Here is a 21,046-nt window from a genome sequence, read left to right on the forward strand (position 1 = left end):
TTTACATGTTACGGCGATATTGACCACCCACTTCAAACAGGGCTTCTGAAATTTGCCCCATAGAGCAATAACGTACTGCCTCCATGAGAACTTCAAACATATTGCCGTTGGCACGTGCCGTGTCTTTCAATTTTTCCAGCACTTTCTGACCTTGTTCGGCATTGCGTGTCTGGAAGTCTTTCAGACGTGTAATCTGACTTTCTTTTTCTTCCGTTGTTGAACGGGCCAGATCAGGTGTAACCGGGTCTTGTTCTTGCGGATTAAGGAAGGTGTTCACACCGATGATCGGCAAAGAGCCATCGTGTTTCTTCATTTCATAATATAAAGATTCATCTTGGATTTTACCGCGTTGATAGCCGGTTTCCATTGCACCCAGAACACCGCCACGTTCGGAAATACGTTCGAATTCACGCAGAACAGCTTCTTCGACCAGATCAGTCAGTTCTTCAATGATGAAGGCCCCTTGGTTCGGGTTCTCGTTTTTCGCAAGACCGAATTCCTGGTTGATGATCATCTGAATGGCCAAGGCACGACGCACAGACTCTTCGGTCGGTGTGGTGAAGGCTTCGTCATAGGCGTTGGTATGCAGGCTGTTACAGTTATCATAAGTCGCCAGCAAAGCTTGCAGGGTTGTACGGATATCGTTGAAATCCATTTCCTGTGCGTGCAGCGAACGACCAGATGTTTGAATATGGTATTTCAGTTTCTGGGAACGTTCGTTTGCCCCGTATTTGAAACGCATGGCGGTTGACCAGATACGACGTGCGACACGGCCTAGAACGGTATATTCCGGATCCATCCCGTTGGAGAAGAAGTAAGACAGGTTCGGTGCAAAATCATCAATGCTCATACCGCGCGCCAGATAACTTTCCGCAAAGGTAAAGCCGTTTGACAGCGTAAAGGCCAATTGTGAAATCGGGTTCGCGCCCGCTTCGGCAATATGGTAGCCGGAGATGGAGACGGAGTAGAAGTTACGGACGTCGTGATCCACAAAGTACTGCTGGATGTCCCCCATCATTTTCAAGGCGAATTCAGTTGAGAAGATACAGGTGTTTTGCCCTTGGTCTTCTTTCAGAATATCGGCTTGAACGGTTCCACGGGTATTTGCCAATGCCCATGCCTTGATCTTTTCGATCTCTTCGTCGGTCGGAACGCGACCATTGTCTTTTTCGAATTTTTCAAGTTGCTGATCAATGGCTGTGTTCAGGAACATCGCCAAAATCATCGGGGCCGGACCATTGATGGTCATGGAAACAGATGTGCTCGGCGCCGTCAAATCAAAGCCGCCATAAAGGACTTTCATGTCGTCAAGTGTGGCAACGGAAACACCGGAGTTACCGATTTTACCGTAAATGTCTGGGCGATGATCCGGGTCTTGACCATACAGAGTTACAGAGTCAAAAGCCGTGGAAAGTCGTTTTGCATCAGAATGTTGAGAAAGATACTTAAAGCGACGGTTCGTGCGGAAAGGATCCCCCTCGCCCGCGAACATACGGGTTGGGTCTTCGCCTTCACGTTTGAAGGCAAACACACCGGCAGTGTAAGGGAAACTACCCGGAACATTTTCTTTCAACAACCATTTCAGGATTTCGCCTTCGTCTTCAAACTGCGGCAAAGAGACCTTCGGTACTTTCAAGCCGGACAGGCTTTCGTATTTCAAGGCTGTACGGATTTCCTTGTCGCGAATTTTGACAACATATTCGTCACCGGAATAATTTTCTTTAACAGTCGGCCAGATTTCCAACAGTTTATGGCAGCGTCCGTCCAGTGATTGATCACGTTCTTTGATCAGCTTGCGAATGACTTTTTTGCCTTTTTCGCCTGCTTCATCCAGCATGCGTACGGTTTCGCGCAATTGTTGGCGTTCGCGTGCAATTTTGGTTTGTTTGTCAATTTCACTGTGATAACCGCGCACGGTATCAGCAATCTCAGCCAGATAACGACGGCGTTCTGGCGGAACGATGGCCGTTTTCGGGGAAGAATGGCGAATGCCCGGGGCTTCTTTCAGCGTGGTTTTCAGTTTGCCAAGCTTTTTCGCCTGTAGCTGTGTAACCAGTTCATAATAAAGGGCTGTGACGCCTTCGTCGTTAAAGCGTGAGGCAATCGTCCCGATAACCGGCATATCTTCGGGTTTTGCATGGAATTGTTCGCGGTTGCGCATGACCTGTTTGGCAACATCACGCAAGGCATCCATTGCTCCGTTGCGATCAAACTTGTTAATCGCAATGATTTCAGCAAAATCAAGCATGTCGATTTTTTCAAGCTGGGAGGCAGCACCGAATTCCGGCGTCATCACGTACATGGGGAAGTCAACGTAAGGCACGATACCTGCGTCGCCCTGCCCGATCCCCGGTGTTTCAACGATCACGAGATCAAAACCCGCCATTTTACAGGCATTGACGATGGACGTCATGCTCGGCGGGACTTCTGCTTTGTTGTCGCGTGTTGCGATGGAGCGAACATAGATATTGTCAGCGTTGTTTGCGTTCATGCGGATACGGTCACCCAACAAAGCGCCACCGGTTTTGCGGCGTGTCGGGTCGATGGCGAGAACGGCGATTTTCGGTTCGCTGGAATACATGCGGAAACGACGGATCAATTCATCGGTCAAGGATGATTTACCGGCACCACCCGTCCCGGTAATGCCCAGAACGGGCACTTTACTTGTAAGTTTTTCGCCGCCTTCGTCGATATCTTTTTTCAATTTAGCGTCAAGTTGATCGTTCTCCAGCGCGGTAATGACACGCGCGAGATCCAACTTGTCGCCTTTTTTCAATTTTGCGAGACTGTTTGGGCAAGAAATATCTTTTGCCGGGGCGTAGTCGGCGCGCTTGACCATATCCTGGATCATGCCTTCAAGACCCATTTTACGACCGTCTTCCGGCGAATAGATTTTTTCAACGCCGTGGCTCATCAAATCATTGATCTCGTCGGTAACGATAACACCGCCACCGCCGCCAAAGACTTTAATGTGGCCAGCACCGCGTTCTTTCAGCAGATCAATCATATATTTGAAGTATTCGACGTGCCCGCCCTGATAGGAACTAACCGCGATGCCTTGCACATCTTCCTGAATGGCGGCTGTAACGATTTCGTCTACAGAACGGTTATGCCCCAGATGAATGACTTCTGCCCCGCAAGACTGCAGGATACGGCGCATGATGTTGATTGATGCATCGTGCCCGTCAAACAGACTTGCAGCTGTTACAAAACGGACCGGGTTTTTCAATTTATAAGCCTTCTTGTTTGTTTTAGCGTTACCGTCTGGCATGCCGTCCTCCAAAATTTGTCGTGAAATAAATCGGTACTCGAATGCCGATTTATTTGTTTTTAAAACGCCCTAACTTCATAAAGGTAGGACGTTGCAAAAAGCCAACAAGTTTTTACCTGTAGGCCATAATATTCTAATGACGTTTACGTAAACGTAAAGCAAAATTCGACAGAGGTAAAGAAATAATTTCATTGGAAATCGACGAAGGTGATCTTTCCATATGAATTGTACGTATAAGTCCCTAAGTTTTTTGCAGGAATTGACACACGTCATGTTTATGGAATTGGGGCAACTATAGAGTTACGAGTGATAAAAAATGTTACATGGGGGTTGAGGTATGCGGCTATCGGCTAAACTGCCTGGTATTATTGTGGGCTTGTCGGTTATTGCGGTCTGCATTGCTGGGGTTATTTCGTTTGTGCGTTCAGAGCAGGCACTGGAAACAGCAGCATTTGAAAAACTAGAAGCTGTTCAACACGGGCGTTTCGATGAACTGGAAGCATTTCTGAAATCTGTGGAAGATGATGTGTACATCACGACAGCAAGTGATATGACCATCAAGGCGCTCAATAACCTGCAACGCGGTTTTTATGGTTTTGACACCCCTGAAGTTGCCGCAAAGGAATTGGCAAAGTTTTATGTAACGGAAAATCCACAAGATGACAAAAGCATGCTGGATGATGCCGGTGACGGATCCAGTTATAGTCGCGCCCATGAACATTATCATCCCTGGTTCCGTGAATTTCAGAAATCACGGGGTTATGAAGATGTCCTCTTATTAAATGAAGAAGGCAGTGTTGTTTATAGCGTCAAAAAAGGCAAAGAGTTTGCAACCAATATTGTCAAAGGCCTGTGGAAGGATACAGACCTTGCGACAGCCTTCAATGCCGTAAAAGACAAAGAACGCGGTACGATTTATTTTTCAGACATTCGTGTATATGAAGCCGCTGATAATGCCCCGGCCAGCTTTTTAGCCAGCCCGATGTTTGATAAACGCAATAACTTTATGGGGGTTATGGTCCTGCGCTTGCCGATTTCACGTATTAACGAGATTATGCAAGCCTCTGCCGGGATGGGAAAGACGGGTGAAGCCTATCTGGTCGGGAAAGACAAGATGATGCGCAGTGACTCTCGTTTTTCCAAAGATGCAACGATTTTGAAGAAAAAGGTTGATACTGAGGCTGTAAATAACGCGTTGGCGGGAAAAACAGGTTTAACGCTGGTCACTTATGATGATGGGCGACAGGCTTTGTCGGCCTATGGCCCGATTGATTTTCAGGGGGTGCGCTGGGCGGCCTTGGCTGAAATCACAATGGCAGAAGTGGATGAACCTGTTGATGAATTACGCAACATCCTGATGTTGATGGTTTTAGGATTAATCGTTGTCATCGGTGTGGTTGGTATCTTGATTGCCCGCACGATTACCCGCCCGGTGGGGGCTATGACATCGGTGATGCATGAACTGGCAAACGATAACCTGAAAATAGATGTTCCCTTTACCGATAAAACCGATGAAATCGGTGAAATGGCGACATCGGTTAATCATTTTAAAGAACAAATGATCCGTGTGCGCGAGCTGGAACAGGAACAGGAAGAACAGAAAAAACAAGCAGAAGCCCAACGACGCGCTGCCATGATCCAGATGGCAAATAGTTTTGAAGACAGTGTCGGTTCCATCGTTGAAACCGTTACGGCAGCTGCAACGCAATTACAAGCCTCAGCCAGTCAAATGTCAGCGACGGCAAGTGAAACAAGCGCACAAGCGACAGCCGTTGCCAGCGCGTCTGAAGAAGCCGCTGCCAATGTGGAAACAGTCGCTGCCGCTGCGGAAGAGCTGGCAGCATCCGAAGGTGAAATTTCCAGACACGTTCACCGATCTTCTGAAGTGGCTGATTTCGCGGCCTCTCAAGCCGAGCAAACCAAGAAAACCGTTGAGGATATGGTTGAGGAAGTCGGCAAAATCGGGGCAGTTGTTAAATTGATCTCCGATATTGCCGAGCAAACCAATATGCTGGCGTTGAACGCAACAATTGAAGCCGCGCGTGCCGGTGATGCGGGCAAGGGATTTGCGGTGGTTGCGCAAGAAGTGAAAACACTTGCCAATCAAACCGGACAAGCAACGGAAGAAATTGCCAAACAAATTGGGGAAATTCAGAACGTCACCCATAAAGCTGCGGAAGCGATTGAGCAAATTAGCACGACCATTACTGAGATCGATGAAATTGCCAGTGCGATTGAAACCTCTGTTGAAGAACAAAATCGCGCCACCTCTGAAATTGCGGAAAATGTTGATCAGGCATCACGGGGCACTCAAGAAGTATCCTGCAATATCCAGTCTGTACAACAGGCTGCTAGTGAAACAGGTATGGCGGCCACACAAATTTCAGAATCCTCATCCGATCTTTCGCAACAGGCCGAGTTCTTACGTGAAGAAGTGAACAAGTTTCTCAGCGAAGTTCGTAGTGAAAAAGACGAGCGTAAATTAATCCAATGGGATGAAAGTTTACGCACGGGAGATGAAGAAATCGACAGTGAACACATCGCCTTTGTCGATTTGTTGAACGACTATTATTCCAAAATGATGACTGGGGACGGTGCACGTGTGGTTGAAGACACAATGGAACGTTTTGCCGCCCTGTCTCGTGATCATATGGAACATGAAGAAGCTATGATGGACAAATACGCGTTTCCGAAAGCGGATCAGCATAAAAAATCGCACCGTGATTTCTTGAATAAGTTTTTGGATATTCAAGCAAACCACGAGGCTGGTAAGGATATTAGTGTTGATTTTCTTGAATATCTATCCGGCTGGCTGAAAGACCATTTCCTGAATGCTGATAAGGAGCTGGTTCACTACGTCCAAGATCATAGTTGAGGCGTGCGAATCAGCTTTCTTCAAGCCGATAAGAATATAATTAAGGCTTTCCTTTCATCGTGTTTTGCCTTTTGGTCCGTTGGAAGGAAAGCTTTATTTCTTTGAACTGTCTTGTATATTCAATAAGTCTAAAATTTATAAAGTTGCGTCTTGTTGGTTGTTTTGCATTCCGGTCTTGACGCTTGATATGTGAAATGGTCTGTTGTTGCCCAATATTTTACCAATTCAAAGGGGAATAACACCAATGACTGATAAGAAACTTCACCCGGAAACACTGGCGCTGCATGCAGGCTATCGTAATGATCCGACTGCTAAATCCGTTGCCGTTCCGATTCATCAGACAACCTCTTATCAGTTTGATAGCGCAGAACATGCTGCCAACCTGTTCGCTTTGAAAGAGTTTGGCAACATCTACACACGGATTATGAACCCGACAACGGACGTGCTGGAACAACGCCTTGCCGCGCTTGAAGGTGGTGTTGCTGCGCTGTGCGTGGCATCCGGGCAATCTGCTGCCACTTTCTCAATCTTTAACCTATGTCAGGCAGGTGACAACTTTGTGACCTCTACCGATCTTTATGGGGGGACATGGAACCTGTTTGCCAACACGTTCAAGCAAATGGGCATTGAAGCCCGTTTTGTGGACCCGAGTGATCCGGAAGCTTTCCGTAAGGCAACGGATGAAAAAACACGTTGTTATTTTGCAGAAACCCTGCCGAACCCGAAACTGAATGTATTCCCGATTAAAGAAGTGGCTGATATTGGTCGTGAATTGGGTGTGCCGTTGATCGTTGATAATACGGCTGCCCCGATGATTTGCCGTCCGCTGGATCATGGTGCGGCTATTGTGATGTATTCCACCACCAAATATATTGCCGGACATGGAACATCTGTTGGCGGGGCGATTATCGATGGCGGTAATTTTGATTGGGAAGCTCAAGGTGATCGCTTCCCTACCCTCAACCAACCTGATGCATCCTATCATGGTGCGATTTGGACCGAGGCTGTTAAGCCGTTGGGGCCGATTGCCTATATCATCCGTGCCCGTGTAACGTTGTTGCGTGATCTGGGTTCTGCTGCCAGTCCGTTCAACGCATGGCAAACCATTCAAGGTTTGGAAACCATGCCGTTGCGCATGCGCCAACATTGTGAAAATGCGTTGAAGGTCGTGGACTTCCTGAAAAAGCATCCGAAGGTCGCAAGCGTCAACCACCCATCCGTTCAGGAAGGTGAAGCGAAACGCCGTGCTGATACATACCTGAAAGGTGGGTATAGTTCCCTGATTGGCTTTGAATTGAAAGACGGTCTGGATGCGGGGCGTAACTTTATCGATTCATTGGAACTGTTATACCATGTTGCCAATATTGGGGATGCACGTTCCCTCGCCATTCATCCCGCCTCAACAACGCATAGCCAGATGACTGCGGATGAACAAATAAGCGCTGGTGTCACACCGGGGTATGTGCGTTTGTCTATTGGTATTGAACATGCTGACGATATTATTGCCGATATCGCACAGGCTTTGGATAAAGCGTAACAAAGAGTTACACTTTGCCATAATTTAAGCATAAACGCCGGGCTATATAGCGTCCGGCGTTTATGTTATCTGCACAATCTGTAAAAGGATCGGATTGAGTAGACTTTGTTTTAGGGGGAAACCGTTTTGTCACGTCCGCAATTTCTCACTTCTGAATCTTTGCCGCGCACCCGTATGCGCCGCAATCGTCAGTTCGATTGGTCGCGCCGCCTCGTGCGTGAAAACACACTGAGTGTCGATGATCTGGTTTGGCCTGTATTCGTTCTGGATGGTGAAAACCGTCGTGAAACAGTGGCCTCCATGCCCGGTGTGGAACGTTTGTCGATCGACCTGTTGGTTGATGCGGTTGGTGAGGCCTACGAGCTGGGTATTCCCGCCGTGGAACTCTTTCCTTACACGGATGAGAGTTTGAAAACACCCGATGGTAAGGAAGCGGTTAATCCAAATAACCTCGTCTGTCGTGCGGTGCGCGCCATTAAAGCGAAATATCCCGATCTCGGCATTTATACAGATATCGCGCTGGACCCATATAATAGTGATGGCCATGACGGTCTGGTTAAAGACGGTTGCGTGTTAAACGATGAAACCGTTGAAATCCTGTGTCAACAGGCGATCAATCAGGCAATGGCGGGCTGTGATGTTGTCGCCCCGTCCGATATGATGGATGGACGTATGGGGGCGATCCGTGATGCACTTGATGCGGCGGGTTTCCAAAATGTTATGATGATGTCCTATGCAGCCAAGTATGCTTCAGCCTTTTATGGGCCTTTCCGTGATGCCGTCGGGTCATCCGGTGCGCTGGGTAAAGGGGATAAAAAAACCTATCAGATGGACCCTGCCAATACGGACGAAGCCATTCGGGAAACCGCGCTGGATATTGCCGAAGGGTCCGATATGGTGATGGTCAAGCCGGGGATGCCTTATCTGGATATCGTACACCGTATTAAGGAAGCTTTTGGTGTGCCTGTCTCTGTTTATCATGTCAGTGGTGAATATTCGATGATGAAAGCGGCGGTTCAAAATGGCTGGCTGGATAATGACCGTGCTGTTTTGGAAAGCCTGATGTGCTTTAAACGTGCCGGTGCAGATGTTATATTTACCTACTGCGCGGTTGAAGCGGCAAAGCTTTTGGCAAAATAAGTATTCTTATGTGCAATAAAAAACGCCGTATCTTTTAAGGATACGGCGTTTTTTGAATCTTTGTTGATTAGATCAGGATGCTTTGTGTTCTGACGTTTGAATGTCCAACATACGATCCACATCAAGAACAACCATCAATTGCCCATCAAGGCGATAGACGCCTGAAGCAAATTCGCGCCAGATCGGGTCCAGCGTAGATGGATTGCGTTCATAATTCTTTTCATCAAGGCTGAGGACTTCACCCACATTGTCAACCAACAAGCTGTAAAGCTCGTTGACGTGTTCAACGGTCACCCCCATGCTTTGTCCTTTGTCGGCGCGTTTGGGCAGGCCAAGACGGACGCGCACATCAATCACAGTGACGATACGACCACGCAGGTTGATCGACCCTGCAACCTCTTTCGGGGCCAATGGGATGAAGGCGATATGGTCGGGCATTAAAATGTCCTGAACTTTCAAAACAGGAATGCCGAACAATTGATCAGCAATTTTAAATGTTACGTAATCTTCCAAACCATCGCCTTTGATAAGGTCTGTGGATTGCGCATCGTTTGTCGTCACAAGCTGATTCATATTTTGTCTCCGGCCACTATATCATTACGGCGTTGGGATGGATTTTTATCCAAACCATTACTACAAAGCGATTTAACGATCAATTTACACGAAAGTCTACCTTGGAGTTAAGCCAAATAATTGATTTTTTCGAGTTATTTTGAAAATTAACCTGCCAACCACCGTTTGACAAGGTCGATTTGACTCTCTTCCATCAATGCCGGAGCATGCCCAACCTGAGGGATTTCAACGAGTTCAGCATCGGGGCCTCGTCTCAACATCTCTTCTGCAGTCTCTTTTGAAAGCAGGTCGGAATTTTCCCCTCGAAGAATTAAAACCGGACATTGAATAGCCTCCCAAACAGGCCAAAGGTCGACATCGGCAGGTTCTGAAGTTTTGAAAGGAACGGAAATTGCCGGGTCGTAATGCAAGACAAGCTGAGCGTCTTCGTTTTTTCTGGAGCTATGTTGTGCCAAATGATGCCACATGGAATCGCTAAGATTCCCAAAAGGTTCGTGGACTTGGCGCAAATGTTTTTCGATACTTTCCAGAGAGGGAAAACTCATATCAAGTCCCAGATAGCTACCAAGGAAAGAAATCGATTCTTTTGTGATAAAAGGTCCGACATCATTTACAATCAGGCGTTGGATGGGGCTGTTGACTTGGGCGGCGAGCATCATGCCGATCAGCCCGCCCATTGAGGTGCCGATCCAGTCGATTTGTTCTTCGCCGACTTTTGCCATTAAGGCAGCCACGTCGCTGAGATAAGTTGGAAAACCGTAATCATTCGGGTTTAACAACCAATCGCTTTGACCGCGCCCTGCCATATCGGGGCAGATAACTTGATGATTCTCGCACAGGCTTTGTGCCAGAAAATCAAAGTCGCGGCTGTTGCGTGTTAAACCGTGGGCGCAAAAGACCGTTCTACCGGCTTCGGCAAATCCCCATTGTGTATAGGCGATACGGTGAAACCCGTGTGGGCCAAGGCTGAGAAAGCTGTTTTGTTGCATGAGAGTTCATCCTTATGTGCAAACAATTTGCCTTATCTTGCAAACTTGATAGTTTGTTCGTCAAACAATTTTGGAACGTGCGGAGAAAATAAAGACAATGACTGACCCGATTTTAGTCCAACGTGATGGTGAAACGGTAACGATTACCTTAAATAATCCCGATAAACGCAATGCCTTGACCAAGCCGGCATGGCAACAGTTAGGCGATGTGATCGAAGAATTATCCGCAGATGATACGTTGCGCTGCTTAATATTACGTGGCGCGGGTGATGAAGCTTTTGCTGCTGGTGCCGATATATCGGAATTTCCTGAACAAAGGTCCAGCGCAGCGCAGGCGAAGGCATATGGCGAGGTTGTCACACGTACCGTTCAGGCGATTGAAGAATGTCAGCATCCGACCATTGCCATGATCAAGGGGGCTTGCACGGGGGGTGGTTTGGAAATCGCTTGTGCCTGTGATATGCGCATTGCAGGTGAAAGCGCGCGTTTTGGCGTACCGATTAACCGTCTGGGGCATACGTTGGCCTATCCTGAACTGGATGCGATCTTACGCCTTGTCAGCCCGGCTGTGATGCTGGAATTATTGCTGGAAGGCCGGGTTATCGATGCCGCCCATGCTCTGCGTGTCGGGTTGATTAACCGGATTGTTGAAGATTGGGAAGTCGAAGAAGAAGCCCGCCTGTGTGCAGAGCGAATTTCCAAAGGTGCGCCGTTGGCGGCCCGTTTACATAAAAAGATGGTCCGTCGATTGAAGCAGCCGCAACCGTTGAGCCACGAAGAACTGGACGAAGCTTTTTCAACATGTGATTCTGAGGATTATCAGAATGGTTTCAAGGCCTTTATGGACAAAACAAAACCTGTCTTCAAGGCACGTTGATTAAAACGTTTTATAGCCACCTTTATAATATAATAAAGGTCCGCCGTTTTCTTCCATTTCAATGCGGGTGACTTCACCAACGAAAATGGTGTGGTCGCCCCCGATATGGGCTTCGGCCCGTTTGCATTCTAAAATGGCGAGCGCCCCTTTTAGGTTGGGACAACCGTTTTCACCGCGAACCCATTCGACTTGATCGAATTTATTTTCTTCACGACCAGCAAACAGGTTGGAGACCTTTTCCTGTGATTCAGACAGAATGCAGATATTGAAATGATCTTGTGTTAGGAAAAAATCGCTTAAGGGGCTGTCGGTTTTCAGGGAAAAGAGCACCAACGGCGGTTCCAGAGAAACAGAGGCAAAGGAATTGATTGTCACGCCGATCGGTTTCCCGTCGGGGCACAAGGTTGTCACAACCGTAATTCCGGTTGCAAAATTTCCTAACGCGTCTCTAAACTCTCGTGGATCGATATTCATTTCTTTATACTTCTTTATCGTGTAAGTGTCACTTGGAAGCATTCAATAGAGATTGAAGGAACTTCCGTCAATAACTTGTTTATTTATTACCTTCGACCTAATTGTATATATATATGAACGAAATGTCGAAAACGAAGGAAAAAGAATGACTGAAATTCGATCCGTAACACCGTCTGCGCGGTGGCAAGAGACGAGTGCCAACCGAAAAGCGGAAGGCCCAGATCCGATTGAAAGTCCTGAATATTATGAGGGTATTTCAGTCAAACGGATTATCGCATATGTGATTGATTTCATTATATGTGCAAGCCTGGGGTTGGTTGGGGCCGTTGTTGCGAGTATCGCCGGGATTATGTCGTTTGGCTTGTTGTTTGGCCCTTTAATGGCGGTTTTGGCACTGATCCCGATCCTTTATCATACGTTTTTAATTGCCTCGCCCCAAAGTGCGACATACGGCATGCGTTTTGTCGGCATTCGTGTCTATCGTCTGGATGGCGGGCAACCGGAAATATTGCAGGCTTTTATCCAAACGGCGGTTTTTTTCTTTACGGCACCGCCAACGTCGTTTTTGATTCTAATTGTCAGTCTTTTCAATACCAAAAGACGCTGCTTACATGATATGTTAGCAGGAACGTTGGTGTTGAATAGCGTGGAACGTAATTAAACAGTAAGGCGGAGTGTCATGCGTCAGGACCGGGTAAAACCCAAAGTCTTTTTCTATACGACCTCTCCCCTCGCCTGTCCGTATCTGGATGGGCAGGTGGAACGACGTATTGTGACGGAGTTGAGCGGTAAGGACGCGAACGCCCTACATAATGCCTTGTCCAAGGGCGGTTTTCGACGCAGTCATTTTATGGCCTATTCGCCCGTGTGTCCCAATTGTTCTGCCTGCATTCCGGTACGTGTTGATGCGACGCAATTTGTCTTTTCTAAAAATCAGCGGCGCAGTGCAAAACGTTTTTCACACTTGCAGGCACAATTTTGCGAGCCTATTGCGACGCAGGAACAATTTCAATTGTTTGAAAAATATCAACATGGGCGTCATACCGATGGGGATATGGCGTCTATGGACTTTTTTGACTATCGTTCGATGGTCGAAGAAACACCAGTGGAAACATCTATTGTCGAGTTTCGCGACCAAGGGAAGTTGGTTGCCGCGTTATTGTTGGATCATTTGGATGACGGTATATCTGCTGTTTATAGCTTTTTTTCCAGCGACAATGCCTATAGTGGAGTCGGAAACTATATAGTGCTTTGGTGCATTCAACATGTTCGGGAAAATGCCTTGCCCTATGTTTATCTCGGTTACTTGATTAAAGAGTGCCGCAAAATGTCGTACAAGCAACGTTACACACCTCTGGAAGGCTGTGTTGACGGACTTTGGGTACCGCTGGATACCGACTAATACCTAGAAAAAATTAATTAATGCAACGGACTAAGTAGTACTTGGTAGCTGCTTTTCATTGCATCGCATTTGCATCTCCCGTAACATTATTTCTCATTGGTTTGATTATACCGATGTTCGGGATTAATCCCGAGCTCTTATTTGTAATGTGATTAGGGAGGTTTTCACATGAAGCGTCGTGATTTTCTCGCCGGAGCTGCTTCCGGCGTCGCGGTTGGTGCAGCGGCTGCAGTTTCTTCGCCTGCAATCGCCAGCGGTAAACGTACACTGAAAATGGTTACAACTTGGCCGAAAAATTTTCCCGGCCTAGGTACAGGTGCTGCACGTGCTGCGAAACGTATCACGGACATGACAGACGGTCAGTTGACCGTTAAATTGTTTGCAGCCGGTGAATTGGTACCGGCTCTTGAAGCGTTTGATGCTGTTTCCAGTGGTACAGCCGATATGTACCACGGTGCAGAATACTATTGGCAAGGTAAACACAAAGCATTCAACTTCTTCACTGCTGTGCCGTTTGGTTTGACAGCGGGTGAAATGGATGCATGGATCCATCATGCAGGCGGTCAGGAACTGTGGGACGAACTGGCAGCCGGCTTTAACGTAAAACCGTTTGCTTGTGGTAACACAGGCGTTCAGATGGGCGGTTGGTTCAATAAAGAAATCAATACAGTAGAAGACCTGAAAGGTCTGAAAATCCGTATGCCGGGTCTGGGTGGCGAAGTTCTGCGTAAATTGGGCGCAGCAGCGATCACACTGCCGGGCGGCGAAATCTTCCCGTCCCTTCAGTCCGGTGCGATTGACGCAACGGAATGGGTTGGTCCGTGGAATGATTTGGCATTTGGTTTCTATAAAACAACCAAATTCTACTACTACCCGGGTTTCCACGAGCCGGGTTCTACATTGTCTTGCGGCGTAAACCTGGATGTCTGGAAATCTTTATCTCCGGCGCATCAAGAAATCGTTCGCAATGCTACAATGGCGGAAAACAACTACATGATGGCTGAATTCAACGCCCGTAACGGTGACAGCCTTGATGTTCTGTTGAACAAGCATGGTGTACAATTGCGTAAATTCTCTGATGACGTTATGACCAAAATTGGTGAAGCGTCTGGTGAAGTTATGCGCGAAGTGGCTGCCAGTGACGACATGACAGGCAAGGTCTTCAAACACTTTGCAGACTTCCGTAAGAAAGCAATGCGTTGGTCTGATATGTCTGAGAACGCGTACTGGGATGCACGTCGCTTGCCGTTCAAATACGACTAATGATGAACAAAATGGTGGGTCGGATTTATTTCGATCCACCATTTTCCATCCAATAATCAAGAAAAATCATAAATTTTTATGATGATACACACTCTCTTTTTAAAAGGAGAAAAGCCTTGGGTTTTCTTGTGGCTTTAATGCGTTTCATCGATGGATTGAATCAGACGATCGGTAAGACTGTCGCTTGGTTGGCCGTGATTATGGTAATCACCCAGTTTTCTGTCGTAGTGTTGCGTTACGTTTTCGGCTTTGGTTCCATTATGATGCAGGAATCAGTCGTCTATATGCATTCCTTCCTTTTTATGATCGGTGCCGGTTATACCCTGTTGCACAATGGACACGTCAGGGTCGATGTCTTTTACCGTGAAGCCAGCATTCATAAAAAGGCCGTGATTGATATTTTCGGCGTTGTCTTCCTGCTTTTACCCGTTTGTGTTTTGATCGCAGATTCCTCATGGAAATATGTCTACCAATCCTGGTCGATTATGGAAGGTTCTGTTGAGACAAGCGGTATTCAGGCTTTGTTTATCTTAAAATCCGTTATTTTGGTATTCTGTTTTCTGCTTGCCCTACAAGGAATTGGGCTGGCGTTGCGCTCGTTCCTGATCTTAAAGGGCGTCGTGGTACCGGAAGAAGACCATGAATTACACGAGGTGCCCTGATTATGGAAATCGCTGAAATTTTATGCCTTGCCATGTTCGTCGTGACATGCGGCTTTTTGATGTTGGGTTTCCCTGTCGCGTTTACGTTGGCGGGTACAAGTATTTTCTTCGCCGCTATGGGGGTTGCCACGGATGTTTTCACGTGGTCCTTATTTGGGGCTCTGCCCTCGCGTATCTTTGGCAACGCGATGACCAACGAGGTTTTGGTGGCCGTCCCCTTATTTATTTTCATGGGGGTTATGCTAGAACGTTCCAAGGTTGCTGAAGAATTGCTGGACAGCATGGGGATGTTGTTTGGAACCATGCGGGGTGGTCTGGGTGTCTCTGTCTCTATCGTTGGGGCTTTGTTGGCTGCATCGACGGGGATCGTGGGGGCAACTGTTGTGACAATGGGTTTGTTGTCTTTGCCGACCATGTTAAAGCGCGGATATAACCCGTCACTGGCTTGTGGTTCCATTTGTGCCGCTGGGACTTTGGGGCAAATCATTCCGCCTTCTATTGTTTTGGTCTTGTTGGGCGATCAGATTTCAAACGCCTATTCCGATGCGCAACGGGCTATGGGGAATTTTTCACCGGAACCTGTTTCTGTTGGTGATTTGTTTGCGGGTGCCTTGATCCCGGGCCTCGGCTTGGTTGGTATGTATATTACCTATCAATTGATTGTCGCGTGGTTAAAGCCGGAAACATCACCGGCGATCCCGGAAGAAGAACTGAATGTTGAAGGTTTGGGCAAACGTATCGCTCATGCCCTGATCCCGCCAATCATTTTGATTGTGGCTGTGTTGGGATCTATCTTGGCAGGGGTTGCGACACCGACCGAAGCCGCAGCAGTTGGTTCAATCGGCGCTTTGCTTTTGGCTGGGTTGCGTATTGATGAAAACCACGGTGTTCCTTTCTATGCGGCGGGGTTGTCCTTGGTTGTGATGCTCATTTTGACCAATACAATGGACTTACGCGTTGGCATGAACGAGATTAATCTCGCCAATATGTTCGGGATTGGACTGTCCGTTGTTTGCTGTCTGGTTCTAGTATACGGCCTTATCATGGCGTTGAAACGGGTCTGGGATGCAGAAATCCTGCAAACGGTTTGTCGTTCAACGATGGACATCACCTCGATGGTGTTTGTCATTTTGATCGGGGCGTCTGTCTTTTCCTTGGTCTTCCGTGGCCTTGGTGGCGACGATATGGTTCACGAGATGTTGCACGATCTGCCGGGTGGTGTTGTCGGTGCCATGTTGGTTGTGATGGCCGTTATGTTTGTTCTGGGCTTCTTCCTCGACTTTATCGAGATCACATTCGTGGTTGTTCCGATTGTGGCCCCGGTTCTGTTGATGATGGATTTGAACCCGGTTTGGTTGGGTGTGATGATGGCGATGAACTTGCAAACATCGTTCCTGACACCGCCTTTCGGTTTTGCGCTGTTCTATTTGCGTGGTGTTGCCCCGAAAGAGGTCTCAACGATGCAAATTTACAAAGGCGTTGTCCCGTTCATTCTTATTCAAATGATCGGACTTGGCTTGCTGGCCTTGTTCCCGGGGTTGGCAACCTGGTTGCCGACGGTGATCTTCGGATAGGATTAACCGGATTTAAAAAAGGGCTCCTGAAGAATTTCAGGGGCCCTTTTTTTTCTTACAATAAAAAAGGCTGCCGATGTTTCGACAGCCTTTTTCGCGTTTTTGTGGTGTCAGCTTAACTGGCTGCTTCCAACATGGGTTTACCTTCGCGGTGTTCTTCGGGCTGAATGCCGAGGCGCTCAAACATGTTGCGGTCACTGGAGACGCTTTGGTTTCCAGCGGTGAGCAACTTGTCACCATAGAACATGGAGTTCGCACCGGCAAAGAAGCACAAGGCTTGTAATTCTTCGCTCATTTCTTCCCGTCCTGCGGATAGACGAACGTAGGATGCGGGCATAACGATACGGGCAACCGCGATGGTTCTGACAAAATCAAAATCGTCGATTTTAGCTTTGGCTTCAAACGGTGTGCCTTCGATCGGGATCAGCATGTTAATCGGCACACTTTCCGGATGCTTGGGCAGGTTTGCCAAGGTTACCATCATGGATGCACGATCTGTGCGCGTTTCGCCCATGCCAATGATACCGCCAGTGCACAGTTTAATGCCATTGTCACGGCAGCGGTCCAATGTGGCGAGACGGTCATCAAATGTACGTGTGCTGACAACCTTGTCGTAATACTCACGGGACGTGTCGATGTTGTGGTTATAATAATCCAGACCGGCTTCTTTTAACTGTTCGGTTTGTTGATCAGACAACATGCCCAATGTCATACAGGTGTCCATGCCCAGATCTTTAACAGATTTGACCATATTCAGAATTTCCGGCATGTCGCGATCTTTGGGGGAGCTCCAGGCCGCGCCCATACAAAAACGGGTTGCCCCGCCTTCTTTGGCAGCTTTGGCAGCTTCGATGACATCGGCAGACGGGATCATCTTTTCCGCTTTTAGTTCCGCTTCGTGGTGGGCTGATTGAGAACAGTAATTGCAATCTTCTGCACAACCGCCTGTTTTGATGTTTAACAGCGTACTAAGCTGTACACGGTTCGGATCGAAATTTTGGCGATGAACACTCTGCGCATGAAAGAGAAGATCGTTGAAAGGAAGGGCAAAAAGCGCTTCGACTTCTTCCAAGGTCCAGTCATTGCGCGGCGTAGCAGAAATAGTGGGGGTCATGTTCTTTTTTTCCATAATACCTGAGTGGCGCACCACGTTATTTGAATACCTAGATATACCAGCCGAAAATAGTTTTCAAGATAAATCGGTATTGGAATGCCGATTTATTTTTTGTGGGTATATCAGGCTTTGGCGTCTCTGTTTTACCAGAGACGCCATTTTTTATTGATGATCAAAACCTTAGGTGAATTTGTTGTTGCGGGGGAAGCCGGTGGGGGCCAAGCGCCCTGCCCCGGCTCGTTTACCAATCCAGGGCAACAGGTCCGTTACGGTGCGGGTGCGTTCACTATCCCCGCCCATTTGCCAACTGAGGCCATCTTCGAGGTTAAAGGTTGTGACATCGGACATACCGCCATCACGGTATTTTTGTAAGATGACACCACGCCCACGGGCCATATTTGGCAATTCCTCAGTTTTAAAGATCAGGATTTTGCGGTTATCCCCAACCACGGCAATAGCATTACCGGTAAGGGGCAAGCATATTTTGGCTTTCTCACCGTCTTGCAGGTTGAGAATTTGCTTCCCGTTTTTGGTTTGGGCAGCGACATCTTTTTCCTGAATGGCAAAACCGCGCCCAGCACTTGAGGCCAGCAAGACTTGGCGTTCCGGTTGATGAATGAACATATCGACGATCTCGTTTTCATTGCCCATATCAACCATCAGGCGGATGGGTTCCCCCTGCCCGCGTCCCGGCGGCAGCTTGTCGCAGCCGATGGTGAAAAAACGACCATTTGTTGCAAAGACCAAAAGCTTATCCGTTGTGTAGCCTTTCAGAATAAAGCGTTCTTTGTCGCCATCTTTATATTTCATGGCGGCTTCGTCGTTGTTGTGCCCTTTAAAGGCACGGATCCAGCCTTTTTGCGAACAGACAATGGTGACAGGTTCGCGTTCAATGAAGGCTTCGAAATTGACGATATCTGCACTGGGGGCATCCCCAAAGTTAGTGCGGCGTTTCCCCAGTTCGGTTTTTTGACCGAATTTTTTCTTGGTTTCACGAATTTCATCGGAAATACGTGCCCATTGTAATGTTTCGTCAGCGAGCAAGGTTTGTAAACCGTCACGTTCTGCACTGAGTTGGTCGTGTTCGGTCTTGATTTCCATTTCTTCAAGCTTACGAAGGGAACGCAGGCGCATGTTTAAAATGGCTTCGGCTTGCACATCTGTCAGCTTGAAGGTCGACATAAGGTCTTCTTTGGGATGGTCTTCTTCGCGGATAATACGAATGACTTCATCCAGATTGAGGAAAGCAATCAAGTAGCCTTCCAAAATTTCCAACCTGTGTTCGATCTTTTGTAAACGATAATTGGAACGACGTTGCAAGACGACACGGCGGTGATCCAGAAAAGCCTGCAAGACTTCGCGCAAATCCATGACGCGCGGGGTCTGGTCTGCGTCAAGAACGTTCATATTCAATCCGAAACGAACCTCAAAATCCGTTAGTTTGAATAACTGTTCCATCAAAATTTCGGCTTCAACGGTCCGGTTACGCGGTTCCAGTACAACGCGCACTTCTTCGGTGGACTCGTCGCGAATGTCGGCCAGCAAAGGCAGTTTTTTCGCAATCAGAAGCTCGGCTACTTTTTCAATCAGTTTGGATTTTTGGACCTGATAGGGAATATCGGTAATGACGATTTGATACATGCCGTGGGAAAGTTCTTCTTTTTCCCATTTTGCTCGAATACGGAACGAGCCTTTCCCCTTTGTGTAGGTTTCGATGATGCTGGCACGTTCTTCGACCAATACGCCACCGGTCGGGAAATCAGGTCCGGGGATAAGGTCGACCAATTTTTCGATACTGGCATTGGGGAATTTGATCAAATGTAATAGGCCGTCACAAAGTTCACCTGCGTTGTGCGGGGGAATGTTTGTGGCCATGCCGACTGCGATACCGCTGGATCCGTTTGCCAGCAAGTTTGGAAAAGCTGCGGGCAGGACACAGGGTTCTTCTTCTTCCCCGTCATAGGTATCGCGAAAATCAACAGAATCTTCGTCAATTCCGCTCAGCAAGGCCATTGCAACTTCGGTCAGGCGGGCTTCGGTATAACGCATGGCGGCGGCATTATCACCGTCGATGTTACCGAAGTTTCCTTGACCATCGACCAAGGGGTAACGCACGGCAAAGTCCTGTGCGAGGCGAACCATCGCATCATAAACCGCACTGTCACCATGCGGGTGATATTTACCGATGACGTCCCCGACCACACGGGCACATTTTTTAAAGCCTTTCTGTGGGTCCAGTTTGAGTTGGCGCATGGCAAATAACAAGCGCCGGTGAACGGGCTTGAGGCCGTCGCGCACGTCGGGCAGAGAGCGCGACATAATTGTGGACATGGCATAAGCGAGATAACGCTCGCCTAAGGCGTCGGCTAATCGCGTTTCGCGAATGTCGCCTGCTGGGTTTGTATCGGTCATTGGTCCTCGAAAATTAAGGAAAAAATTTGATCAAATAGATTTGGCCCTAGTTTAACCATCTATTTCATTCGGTCAATAAATCGCGTACGTGCCGAGGGAATCTTCTTGTTCATGGGGGCAAGAACGCAGCGGTCCAAAAAGTGTCCTGTAATGGTAAAAGCGCTGAGAAGGTCTTTTTTCGTTGGTTTTATCTCATCTACAAGTAGATGATGAGGTAAAGGGAAAAGCTTGTTTTTATAAGGTTCCCCGGCATCGCGGCTGACGGCCCGTCCGGTTTTGGGGGAAATGTAAATTAAATCGCCTGTTTGCCCTGTGGCTGCACATGAAGTTAAGTCCAATCCAAAACCAAGCTCATTTAAAAGACCTAATTCCCAGCGTTGGTAGATTTCCGGCCATAAACGGGGCTGATCCAGCATATCCAGCAAGATCAATGTAGCGCCGAACAAGCCCTCAACGGGTTGACGATCTGCAAGGCAGGTTTCACACATGGCGCAGACAACATTCAGGTATGTTAGTTTTTCACGCGAATGCAGGGCTTTGGCGCTGTAGGATTCTTCCAGTTCAAGGGTGAATTGCCCCAGATGTTCATCCAATCGCCCTTTCCATTCCAAATGCAGCAGGTTGCCGGGTTGAGCGATTGCCGATAACCGTTTTCCCGCCCCGCCACGTACCAGTCCGTTATGGCGGCCATGTTGGCGTGTTAAAACAGATAGAATAATACTGTTTTCGCCATGTTTTCGTGTGGAGAGAACGATGCCGAGGTCGGACCAGATCATTGTCGTAAGACCAAAAAAGAAAAAAAGTTAAAAAACACTATGGGAACATGGCCTATGATTTCATATGATGGAAGCTTAAAGTGATGAAATTCAGTAAACGGGGTGAA

General features: G+C 47.8%; 16 protein-coding genes. 9 read left to right on the top strand and 7 right to left on the bottom strand.

The window, feature by feature from the left end; translation table 11 throughout:
- Position 1: 1 nt before the first annotated feature.
- The gene (gene icmF / locus ACN0VA_RS08745; protein WP_417820771.1) at positions 2-3,271 is read right to left on the bottom strand and encodes a fused isobutyryl-CoA mutase/GTPase IcmF; all 3,270 of its coding nucleotides are present in this window, start codon (positions 3,269-3,271) and stop codon (positions 2-4) included.
- A gap of 337 nt (positions 3,272-3,608) precedes the next feature.
- On the opposite strand from icmF, the gene ACN0VA_RS08750 reads away from it, so the two are divergent.
- The 3 genes from ACN0VA_RS08750 (at position 3,609) to hemB (ending at position 8,823) form a co-directional block, all read left to right on the top strand.
- Complete coding sequence (locus tag ACN0VA_RS08750) at positions 3,609-6,146, top strand: bacteriohemerythrin (RefSeq protein WP_417820773.1); 2,538 nt, start codon at positions 3,609-3,611, stop codon at positions 6,144-6,146.
- Between the two features lie 244 nt (positions 6,147-6,390).
- Positions 6,391-7,683, top strand: coding sequence for an O-acetylhomoserine aminocarboxypropyltransferase/cysteine synthase family protein (locus ACN0VA_RS08755; protein WP_417820774.1), 1,293 nt, complete (start codon positions 6,391-6,393; stop codon positions 7,681-7,683).
- Between the two features lie 174 nt (positions 7,684-7,857).
- Positions 7,858-8,823, top strand: a complete 966-nt coding sequence (hemB, locus tag ACN0VA_RS08760; protein ID WP_417820869.1) for a porphobilinogen synthase — start codon at positions 7,858-7,860, stop codon at positions 8,821-8,823.
- Positions 8,824-8,895: 72 nt separating this feature from the next.
- On the opposite strand, the gene ACN0VA_RS08765 is transcribed toward hemB, so the two are convergent.
- Positions 8,896-9,396, bottom strand: a complete 501-nt coding sequence (locus ACN0VA_RS08765; RefSeq protein WP_188665986.1) for a chemotaxis protein CheW — start codon at positions 9,394-9,396, stop codon at positions 8,896-8,898.
- 146 nt (positions 9,397-9,542) lie between these two features.
- Entirely contained in the window at positions 9,543-10,385 is an 843-nt protein-coding gene (locus ACN0VA_RS08770) for an alpha/beta fold hydrolase (RefSeq protein WP_417820775.1), read from the bottom strand.
- A gap of 97 nt (positions 10,386-10,482) precedes the next feature.
- Here ACN0VA_RS08770 and ACN0VA_RS08775 point away from each other — a divergent pair, with 97 nt between their 5' ends.
- On the top strand, positions 10,483-11,262 hold the full coding sequence (locus ACN0VA_RS08775) for an enoyl-CoA hydratase-related protein (RefSeq protein ID WP_417820776.1): 780 nt from the start codon (positions 10,483-10,485) through the stop codon (positions 11,260-11,262).
- On the opposite strand, the gene ACN0VA_RS08780 is transcribed toward ACN0VA_RS08775, so the two are convergent.
- Positions 11,263-11,736, bottom strand: coding sequence for a flavin reductase family protein (locus tag ACN0VA_RS08780; RefSeq protein ID WP_417820777.1), 474 nt, complete (start codon positions 11,734-11,736; stop codon positions 11,263-11,265).
- Between the two features lie 145 nt (positions 11,737-11,881).
- On the opposite strand from ACN0VA_RS08780, the gene ACN0VA_RS08785 reads away from it, so the two are divergent.
- The 5 genes from ACN0VA_RS08785 to ACN0VA_RS08805 all read left to right on the top strand — a co-directional run bounded on the left by ACN0VA_RS08785 (position 11,882) and on the right by ACN0VA_RS08805 (position 16,637).
- Positions 11,882-12,397 (top strand): RDD family protein, encoded by a 516-nt coding sequence (locus ACN0VA_RS08785; RefSeq protein ID WP_417820778.1) that lies wholly within the window; start codon positions 11,882-11,884, stop codon positions 12,395-12,397.
- An 18-nt stretch (positions 12,398-12,415) separates the two neighbouring features.
- A complete protein-coding gene (locus tag ACN0VA_RS08790) occupies positions 12,416-13,138 on the top strand; it encodes an arginyltransferase (RefSeq protein ID WP_417820779.1) in 723 nt (240 codons plus the stop codon).
- Positions 13,139-13,306: 168 nt separating this feature from the next.
- Positions 13,307-14,401, top strand: a complete 1,095-nt coding sequence (locus ACN0VA_RS08795) for a TRAP transporter substrate-binding protein (protein ID WP_417820780.1) — start codon at positions 13,307-13,309, stop codon at positions 14,399-14,401.
- Positions 14,402-14,517: 116 nt separating this feature from the next.
- On the top strand, positions 14,518-15,063 hold the full coding sequence (locus ACN0VA_RS08800; RefSeq protein ID WP_417820781.1) for a TRAP transporter small permease subunit: 546 nt from the start codon (positions 14,518-14,520) through the stop codon (positions 15,061-15,063).
- Positions 15,064-15,065: 2 nt separating this feature from the next.
- Positions 15,066-16,637, top strand: a complete 1,572-nt coding sequence (locus ACN0VA_RS08805; protein ID WP_417820782.1) for a TRAP transporter large permease — start codon at positions 15,066-15,068, stop codon at positions 16,635-16,637.
- 115 nt (positions 16,638-16,752) lie between these two features.
- On the opposite strand, the gene bioB is transcribed toward ACN0VA_RS08805, so the two are convergent.
- The 3 genes from bioB to recO all read right to left on the bottom strand — a co-directional run bounded on the left by bioB (position 16,753) and on the right by recO (position 20,939).
- Positions 16,753-17,751, bottom strand: a complete 999-nt coding sequence (gene bioB, locus ACN0VA_RS08810) for a biotin synthase BioB (RefSeq protein ID WP_417820783.1) — start codon at positions 17,749-17,751, stop codon at positions 16,753-16,755.
- 180 nt (positions 17,752-17,931) lie between these two features.
- On the bottom strand, positions 17,932-20,163 hold the full coding sequence (parC, locus tag ACN0VA_RS08815) for a DNA topoisomerase IV subunit A (protein WP_417820784.1): 2,232 nt from the start codon (positions 20,161-20,163) through the stop codon (positions 17,932-17,934).
- 59 nt (positions 20,164-20,222) lie between these two features.
- Positions 20,223-20,939 (bottom strand): DNA repair protein RecO, encoded by a 717-nt coding sequence (recO, locus tag ACN0VA_RS08820; protein ID WP_417820785.1) that lies wholly within the window; start codon positions 20,937-20,939, stop codon positions 20,223-20,225.
- Between the last annotated feature and the right edge of the window lie 107 nt (positions 20,940-21,046).

Source organism: Terasakiella sp. (assembly GCF_048267425.1).
GTDB lineage: Bacteria > Pseudomonadota > Alphaproteobacteria > Rhodospirillales > Terasakiellaceae > Terasakiella.